Source organism: Streptomyces sp. NPDC007164 (genome assembly GCF_040634135.1).
Lineage (GTDB): Bacteria > Actinomycetota > Actinomycetes > Streptomycetales > Streptomycetaceae > Streptomyces > Streptomyces sanglieri.
In genome coordinates this window covers 106,727-114,719 of record NZ_JBEYFB010000027.1, presented here as the reverse complement: position 1 = coordinate 114,719, position 7,993 = coordinate 106,727, and the positions used below count along the sequence as shown (strand labels likewise).

General features: G+C 67.3%; 8 protein-coding genes. 4 read left to right on the top strand and 4 right to left on the bottom strand.

Going from position 1 to position 7,993, the window contains the following annotated elements; all coding sequences use genetic code 11:
- Window positions 1-385: 385 nt before the first annotated feature.
- Window positions 386-658 carry a hypothetical protein gene (locus ABZ622_RS28135; protein WP_360547792.1) on the top strand — a complete coding sequence of 91 codons (273 nt, stop codon included), beginning with the start codon at window positions 386-388 and terminating at the stop codon, window positions 656-658.
- 43 nt (window positions 659-701) lie between these two features.
- On the opposite strand, the gene ABZ622_RS28130 is transcribed toward ABZ622_RS28135, so the two are convergent.
- Complete coding sequence (locus ABZ622_RS28130; RefSeq protein ID WP_360547790.1) at window positions 702-1,034, bottom strand: hypothetical protein; 333 nt, start codon at window positions 1,032-1,034, stop codon at window positions 702-704.
- Complete coding sequence (locus tag ABZ622_RS28125) at window positions 1,031-1,873, bottom strand: IS5 family transposase (RefSeq protein ID WP_360547788.1); 843 nt, start codon at window positions 1,871-1,873, stop codon at window positions 1,031-1,033. Before ABZ622_RS28125 ends, ABZ622_RS28130 begins: the two co-directional genes overlap by 4 nt.
- 183 nt (window positions 1,874-2,056) lie before the next feature.
- Between ABZ622_RS28125 and ABZ622_RS28120 the strand changes: the two genes are divergently transcribed.
- Window positions 2,057-3,784: an IS1182 family transposase gene (locus tag ABZ622_RS28120; protein WP_360547786.1), complete on the top strand. Its 1,728-nt coding sequence runs from the start codon at window positions 2,057-2,059 to the stop codon at window positions 3,782-3,784.
- A gap of 331 nt (window positions 3,785-4,115) precedes the next feature.
- On the top strand, window positions 4,116-4,679 hold the full coding sequence (locus tag ABZ622_RS28115) for a YdeI/OmpD-associated family protein (protein ID WP_360547784.1): 564 nt from the start codon (window positions 4,116-4,118) through the stop codon (window positions 4,677-4,679).
- Between the two features lie 350 nt (window positions 4,680-5,029).
- Here ABZ622_RS28115 and ABZ622_RS28110 read toward each other — a convergent pair whose 3' ends face one another.
- Window positions 5,030-6,010 carry a WYL domain-containing protein gene (locus tag ABZ622_RS28110; protein ID WP_360547782.1) on the bottom strand — a complete coding sequence of 327 codons (981 nt, stop codon included), beginning with the start codon at window positions 6,008-6,010 and terminating at the stop codon, window positions 5,030-5,032.
- 116 nt (window positions 6,011-6,126) lie between these two features.
- On the opposite strand from ABZ622_RS28110, the gene ABZ622_RS28105 reads away from it, so the two are divergent.
- Window positions 6,127-7,068, top strand: a complete 942-nt coding sequence (locus ABZ622_RS28105) for an alpha/beta hydrolase (protein WP_360547780.1) — start codon at window positions 6,127-6,129, stop codon at window positions 7,066-7,068.
- Window positions 7,069-7,299: 231 nt separating this feature from the next.
- On the opposite strand, the gene ABZ622_RS28100 is transcribed toward ABZ622_RS28105, so the two are convergent.
- Window positions 7,300-7,983, bottom strand: a complete 684-nt coding sequence (locus ABZ622_RS28100; RefSeq protein WP_360547778.1) for a phosphotransferase — start codon at window positions 7,981-7,983, stop codon at window positions 7,300-7,302.
- Window positions 7,984-7,993 lie beyond the last annotated feature (10 nt).

Genomic DNA, 7,993 nt, shown 5'->3' with positions numbered 1-7,993 from the left:
TCAACGCCTTCGACATCACCTTCGACGGCCGACTCACCGCCGGACGCCGGTAGAAACAATCAACCGAGTCCCACCGTTCGCTGTACAGACCCCCGTGTGGAACCGCCCCGGGGCGCATACCGACCCCGGCGCCGTCGAATCGCACGCAGGGCCACGAGCAGGACCAGAACGAACCGCCCCGGGCCGGTCCTACGGGTGCGGGGAAGGCCAGTGCCGGCCCTGTAGCCGGGGTTTTCAGCAAGCTTCTACGTAGTTTCACTGATGCCCTGGAGCCTGTGACCTGCTAACTTCCGCCTCATTGGACCGCGGGGCGGATCTTGGCGTGCGTGAAGTATCCGACCTGCGACCTACAGAACCAGCGTGGAGCCATGGAAGAGAGCACAGAATGAGCGAGTCGAACGCCGCGTCGGCGGCCATAGCAGAACTGGTCAGCGAGGCACGCGAGGAGGCGGAAGGGCGGGCTGGCGACTTTGCGTACCGGGAATCGGGAGGCTGGGAATCAGTCGCAAATAATGTCGACTTTTGGTATGAGTGGCATTGGGATGAAGTGAAGGAAGAGCTAGCGGGCCAGGCCGAGGAGCGCAGCCTGCGGTGGGAAACCGTTGAAACCGTTGTACAGGCCGCCTTCAAGGAGACGTTCCGGAAGTCCTTCGGCTGAGGAGGAGGGGAGACGTACTGCAGGGTCCGGCGTCGCGCCGAGCTCACCCAGAGCCCAGGCGTATCACATCACCGTGTGCAAGATGCAGCTGTAAACGAGTTATGGCGGGCCATTGTGGACGTGTGAACTGCCGGTGGGTGGCCAGGTCCCATACGCGTACTGTTCCGTCGTCGCTGCCGCTGCCGCTGCCGCTGCCGCTGCCGCTGCCGACGACGGCGACGGGGCGGCCGTCCGTCACGGCTGTCGCGACCGTGGTGACCGGTCGGGGGCGGCCGGACAGCAGGGGACCGATACGGCGGCCCGTGGCGGGGCCGGTCAGCCGCAGCCACCGGCCCACCGCGACCACGATCACCTGCCACCGCCGGTGTGCAGTCATGGGCGGCGGTGCGGTCGTCCGTCCCAGCGGTGGGTCATCCACGCCCGGCGGATCACGCTGCGGACGGTGATGACGGTGTCGGCGAGGTCGAAGAACGCGTCGATGACGACGGCCCGGCGCTCGTAGCAGCGGGCCAGGCGCTGGAAGGCGTTCTGCCCGGCATGTGTGCGCTCCACCTGCCACCTGCGGCTGGCCTGGACGGGTGCCTTCTCGCCCTTGTGCGCGATCCGGCCGCGCAGGCCGCGTCCGGCAAGCACGGCGCGGGTCTTGTCGGAGTCGTAGCCGGCATCCAGGTGCACGGTCACGTCGTCGGGCAGCGGCCCGAGGCCCTCCAGGAGGTCCAGGGTCGGGGCGAGCAGCGGGGAGTCGTGTCGGTTGGCTCCGGCCAGGACACGACCCAGCGGAATGCCGTAACCGTCGGTCATGCCGGAGCGTTTCAGGCCCTGTTTGCCGCGGTCAACCGGGGAACGCCCGGCCGCCTCGCCGCCTCCGGGAGCCTTGGTGATGGAGCCGTCCACGGCGATCCGGTCGAGGACGAGGCCGACGATGCGGTCGTAGGCGTCCAGCGCGATCTGCTTGAACTCGGCGAAGACGCCCAGTCGTATCCACTCATCGCGGCGGCTGCGGATCGTGGTGGCCGAGCAGGTCGTGTCGGCGATCGCCTCGTAGGAGCAGCCGAAGCGCAGCAGTTGCAGCAGCTTGTCGAAGACGATCCGGTCACTGATGCGCCGACGGTGGCAGCCCAGCGGATGATCCGGATGGTACTCCGGCCGCACGGGCAGCAGGACCGCGAACTGGTCCCAGAGCGGTTCGGTGAGCCACGACGGCAGCACAGGCACAGGTCTCCTCAGTAATCACAGAGCGTCGCAACTCCATGATCACCGGGACTTGCGCCCGTTCCGCTGTTGGTGTCCCCAACCGCGCCTATCCGCGTGGCCTCTTAGCTTGACTCTGTCGGGGATCTTGGATTTTCGGGTGCGGCAGCATGGTCAACGGGCATGCTCGTGTAGTTCCGATGACCGATGCAGCTGTCGAGGTGCCCGTTGTCCCTCCGCCCCCGTTCCGGTGAGCAAGTCCCGCCTCTGACTGCGCAGGTCGCGCGGGCGAGCAACCCGAACGGTACGACCGCGATATGGGTGCGTGATCGGCTGGATGGGCTGTGGTGCGACGAGGACTTCGCTGACTGGTACCCACGTGACGGGCGTCCGGGTCTCTCGCCCGCTCAACTGGCCACCGTCTGTGTGCTGCAGTTCCTGCTCGGCCTGTCGGACCGGCAGGCTGCCGAGGCGGTCCGCTGCCGCATCGACTTCAAGTACGCCATGGCGATGGAGCTGGACGACCCCGGCTTCCACCACAGCGTGCTGGCCGGCTTCCGCGACCGTCTGGCCGAAGGCGACCGCGCTGACCGCCTCCTCGACCTCGCGCTGGCCCGCCTCAAGGAGTACGGCCTGGTGCGGGAGCGCACCACACAGCGCACCGACTCCACCCATGTCCTGGCCGCGGTGCGCGACCTGACCCGCCTGGAGCTGATCACCGAAGCGGTACGCGCCGTACTGGAAGAAGTCGCCGGCACCGCCCCTCACCTTCTGGACGAGCTGGTCGACGAGCAATGGGGACGCCGCTACGGCCGACCGGTCCGCCTGGGCAAGAACCCCACCAAGCCCAGGACCAGGATCCTCGCCACCGGAAACGATGCCGTCCGGCTCCTGGAACACCTCTACCAGCACGGAGCAGACCGCGCGTTCAGCCCCCGTATCCAGGCCCTGCGCCAGATCATGGTGCAGAACTACCACCGCGACGCCGCAGGACACCTGCGCTGGCGGAGTGCCGAGGCGGAAGGCGGGCCCGGGCTGCCGCCCTCGTCCCGGGCGATCGTCTCTCCCTACGACATTTCGGCCCGCTACGCTCGTCACGGACACATCATCAGCTGGAAGGGGTTCTCCGCTCACCTGACGGAGACGTGTGCTCCGGACGGCCCCAACGTGATCACGGACGTGGCCACCACCGCGGCCACCACACATGACAGCAAGGTCCTGCCTGGCATCCACACCCGCCTGCACCGCCGCGGCCTGCTACCCGCCGAGCACCTGGTCGACAGCGGCTACACCTCCCTGGTCCACCTGGACCAGGCCGCCCGACAACATCAGGTCACCGTCACCGGACCGCTGCCGGGCAACCCCACCCGCCAGCACCGCCAGAATGAAGGCTTCGGCCGGGACGACTTCCACATCGACTACGACCGCCGACAGGTCACCTGCCCCCAGGGCCAGGTCAGTCGGGGCTGGCACGGCCCCTACCCGACCTCCTCACCCACCGCGGCCCCGCTGATCGTGGCACGGTTCACCAAGGGCCAGTGCCACCCCTGCCCGGCCCGCGCCCAGTGCACCACCTCCCGCGAAGGCGCCCGCAACGTCGGGTTTCCTCCACGCGAGCTCCGCGACCTTCAACTCCGCGTCCGAACCGAGCAACAAACGCCCGAGTGGAAGACCCGCTACGCGGTCCGCTCAGGAGTAGAGGGCACGGTCAACGAGTTCGCCCACGGCCACGGCATGCGCCGCTGCCGCTACAGAGGACAGGACAAGGCCCACCTCCAACACGTCCTGACCGCCATCGCCGTCAACATCGAGCGCCTCAGCAGCCTGCGACCGACCGCGGAAGCACCCCCGCGCCGCCGGCCGACCGCCTTCCAGAACTACCTCGATCAGCACGAGATCCCCCGGCCGAGGTCCTGGCGAACCCTGGGCAGCTGACCTCGGTAACTCCAAGATCCCCGACAGAGTCAAGCTAAGTTGATCCACAGCCCGTCTCGCGATCCGAACGCGCCGATCCCGGAGGACGAGGAAGATATCGTCAGCGCACTTTGAGCTGAGCTGTCCACTCGCGTTGGCGAGGCCCACGCCTCTCCCGCTCCCTCGAACGAGGGGCCTGCGGCCGATCCGTCCCCGCTCGGCTCCTGTGGCTGCCTGCCCGTCATGGTGATGACACCCCGGCGCAGAGCCCGGGCGGCGCGGTGAAACTCTCGGATTGTCGTACCCGACAGGTTCAATGGAACCGACGAGACGACCGACGGGAGCACCGCGCATGGAGTCAACCTTCTTCTCAAGTCCTGAGGAGTTCCGGGACTGGCTGGAGGAGCACCACGCGACTGCCTCCGAATGCCGGGTGGGCATGTGGAAGAAGGGAACGGGCAAGCCCACCCTGAGTTGGTCGGAGGCGGTCGACCAGGCCCTGTGCTACGGCTGGATCGACGGCTGGCAGAGCCCGATCGACGACTTCTCCTGGACGATCCGGTTCACCCCGCGCAGGCCGCGCAGCAACTGGAGCCAGGTCAACCTCCGCAAGATCGAGGAGCTGACTGCGCAGGGGCTCATGCGGCCGGCCGGCATCGCGGTGTTCGAAGCCCGTGACCGGGACCGCGAGGAGAAGCCGGTCTGGGAGTTCGAGGCGGCGCAGCTGGCTCGCTTCCAAGCGGAACCGCGGGCGTGGGAGTGGTTCAGCGGGCAGGCGCCGTCCTACCGCAAGTCGGCCATCCACCATGTGATCAGTGCCAAGCGGGACGAGACTCGGGAGCGGCGGTTGGACCAGCTGATCGCCGACAGCCTGGAGGGGGTGCGGCTCAAGCCGTTCCGGCGACCTGGAACCTGAGGGCCCGCTGCAACAGGCCGAGCGCGATCGCGTAGCCCTCCAGCTCGGCCGTCCAGTGCGGGACCTGCCGTTCCAGGAACCCCTCGGGCTGGCCTTAGCCGCCCATGGCCCACGGCCCGTGATCGACAGCGCCGCCTACGAGGCGCCAGCCGCCGCCACAACCTGCATCGCCCGTCGCGACCTCGACCCCGGAAGCGCGCCGAGTGCGTGGCGATGCTGGCCCGGTACGAGACGGTCCACCCGCAGCGAGCCAGGCCGGCAGACCCGCCGACTCGTGACCAGGCGACTGCCGGAACGGATAAACCCACCCTATTGAGCGGAACTGTTCTCGAAGCCCTGCCTAGTCCGCTTCAAGACGGGTGAAGGTCTCCGCTGGTGCGCGGCCGGCCGTATCGTTCGACGAGGGCGTTGCCGATCGAGGCCAGGTGGTCTCGGACCTCCGGAGGGCCGGTCACCTCGACCCATTCGACCAGCCCGGAGAGCTCGCCGGCGAGGATGGACTCATTGGGGCCGCGGATCACGACCTCGATGCGGCCATCGGTCGTGGAACCTCCCACGTCGAGCCGGTCGCCGAGCGCCATCCGGAGTATGCCTATCCCGTCGGGTGTGCATACCGCCTGGACCTCCAGCGGCGTTCGTTTGCGATCGACCTCTTTGGCGATCTCATTCCAGCTCTCGGCAAGGTCGAAGTCCCCGGGTCGGTGCACAGGGTCGCCGGTCGGGTCGGCGGACGACACGCGGTCGATCCGGAAGACCCGTCGGCCGGTCTCGGTGTTGGAGACGAGGTACCACACAGGACCTTTGGCGACGATGCCCAGCGGGTGGACGGTTCTCCGGGTTTCGACGCCTTTGCTGTCGACGTAGCCGAGCGACACCTGGACGCCGCTGATCACCGCGTCCTGGAGTTCGTCGAGGAAGCGAGGCGGCCGGTGCTCGATCCGGCTCGCCCCCCATCGCTGCGGGTCTACGACCAGCGACGCCGCCGCTGCCTCGGCCTGCACCTGGAAAGGCTTCGGTAGAGCATGGACGAGCTTGCGCAGAGCTGCCTTCATCGCCGGCGTCGCATCCGAGGCCGGACCGACAGCCAGGAACAGGGCGCGTGCCTCACTGGCGGTCAACCCGGACAGGTCGGTACGAGCACCGCCCACCAGGCGCCAGCCGCCACCTCGGCCCTGTACGGAGTACACGGGCACCCCGGCCATGGCCAGGGCGTCGAGGTCACGGCGGGCGGTGCGCTCGGAGACGTCCAGCTCTCGGGAGACCTCTGCGGCTGTCACCTGCTCGCGCCGTTGGAGCAAGAGGAGTATGGCCACCAGCCGATCGGATCGCATACTGACAAAACTCTCATAAAAACCGGTCATGGGGTGACCGGTTTGGGGAGCAAGATGGCGACATGGCCTCATCGAGGAGGTCGACCGCCAGCGAACGCCCCCAGAGAGGAAATGCAGTGTTCAATCAAGCAGAGTTTCCCGAGCCCACCCTCATCCAGGTCAACGGTGTGGAGCTCGAAGTCTTCGAGGCAGGCCGAGAAAACAAGGGCAAGCCCATCGTGCTCTGCCACGGCTGGCCGGAGCACGCCTTCTCCTGGCGTCACCTGATGCCCGTCCTCGCAGCGGCTGGCTACCACGTCATCGCACCGAACCAGCGGGGTTATGGCAACTCATCCCGCCCGACCGAGGTGACGGACTACGACATCGAACACCTGACGGGTGACCTCGTCGCGCTCCTGGACCACTATGGCTACGAGGACGCCACCTTCGTCGGCCATGACTGGGGTGCGTTCGTCGTCTGGGGACTGACCCTGTTGCACCCCGACCGGGTGAACAAGCTGATCAACCTGAGCCTGCCTTACCAGGAGCGCGGAGGAACGCCGTGGATCGAGGTCATGGAAACCTTCCTCGGCGGCGACTTCTACTTCGTCCACTTCAACCGGCAGCCGGGCGTCGCGGACGCCGCATTTGATGCCAACACCTCCCAGTTCCTCCGCAACCTCTACCGGAAGAACGTGCCCCCCGCACCCCCTGAGCCGGGCATGGCATTTATCAACCTCGCCAAGGCGGAAACACCACTCGGTGAGCCCATCATGAGCGACAGTGATCTGGCCGTCTACGTCTCCGCGTTCGAGACGTTTGGATTCACGGGCGGCATCAACTGGTACAGGAACCTCGACCGCAACTGGCACCAGCTGGCGGACGCGGACCCGATCATCAAGCAGCCCGCCCTCATGATCTACGGCGACCAGGACTTCGCGATCCCGAGATTCGAAAGACTGGCAGAGTTCGTGCCCAACGTGGAAGTGGTCGGCCTGGACTGCGGTCACTGGATCCAGGAGGAAATGCCAGAAGAAACCAACCAGGTGATTTCGGAATGGCTGGAACGGCAGGGCTAGTGTCCTGTGATCCGGTTCGTATCACCTGAAGGCCGAGTTCTCGCATCACACCGATGACAGCCGGACGTGGGGGCGGGCCAGGCCGCGCGGCCTCCTCGTCAGGGCTTCAAGGTCATCTGGTAGCGGGTTTCAGGCTCACCCTGGGGTGGAACCCAACCTCCCCACCGTGGCTCGTCGAGCCCGAGCGGCTGACCCAAGCCCCGACAGGTGTCATCCCGACAACCCACTTGCCTAGTGAAGGTACTGGAAGTCACCGTGCGTCCAGCCATGCGGGCCTGCAGGGATGCCCCTCTCGGGGCGTAGGTGGGCGTGCTTGTCGAGGAGGACCTTGCGCTCCGCGAGGGCAGTACCTGCTGCCCTGTCGAAAGCGTCGCCCGCGCCCTGGGCCAGCACCGCTCCCGCAAGCCGGTCAGCCTTCCGGACGGCCAGGCCGGCCTCGGTCACCTCGGCGGTGACCGAGGCCGGTACCGCAGGCATCCCCGTCTCATCGGCAGCACGGCCGAGTGCCGTATGGAGTTCCGCGAGGTGTGTGCCGAGCTTGAACGTCTGCGTCAGCGACAGGTCGGTTCCGTGCATGTGCTCGCCGGCTGACCAGGGGAAGAGGCAGTAGGCGCCGCCGCGGACCTCGGCGATCACGTCGCCGTGGGCGGTGAGGAGCGGGGTACATACGGGAACGCCGTACGAAGCCAGGAGAGGAAGGACCGCGAGGGTGCGGCGCAGTCGATTCAGCGGCACGTCCGTGGCGCGCTTGAGGGCGAACCTCACTGTGCGGGTGTCCAGCCGCCAGTTCACGTTCATGAGGTCATCGGCGAGGTGGTGTCGGTTCAGTACTTCGTTGAGGCCGTACGCCCGGATCAGCTCGGCGAGATCATCTGCGGGGAGGTGCGCTCTGCCCGCCACGTTCGCCTCGGTCACCCGGGCGTCG

Bases quoted from the DNA above. Each gene is read 5' to 3' on its own strand.
- ABZ622_RS28130 (WP_360547790.1), bottom strand. From the start codon at position 1,034: ATGACTGCACACCGGCGGTGGCAGGTGATCGTGGTCGCGGTGGGCCGG.
- ABZ622_RS28115 (WP_360547784.1), top strand. From the start codon at position 4,116: ATGGAGTCAACCTTCTTCTCAAGTCCTGAGGAGTTCCGGGACTGGCTG.
- ABZ622_RS28110 (WP_360547782.1), bottom strand. From the start codon at position 6,010: ATGCGATCCGATCGGCTGGTGGCCATACTCCTCTTGCTCCAACGGCGC.
- ABZ622_RS28120 (WP_360547786.1), top strand. From the start codon at position 2,057: ATGCAGCTGTCGAGGTGCCCGTTGTCCCTCCGCCCCCGTTCCGGTGAG.
- ABZ622_RS28135 (WP_360547792.1), top strand. From the start codon at position 386: ATGAGCGAGTCGAACGCCGCGTCGGCGGCCATAGCAGAACTGGTCAGC.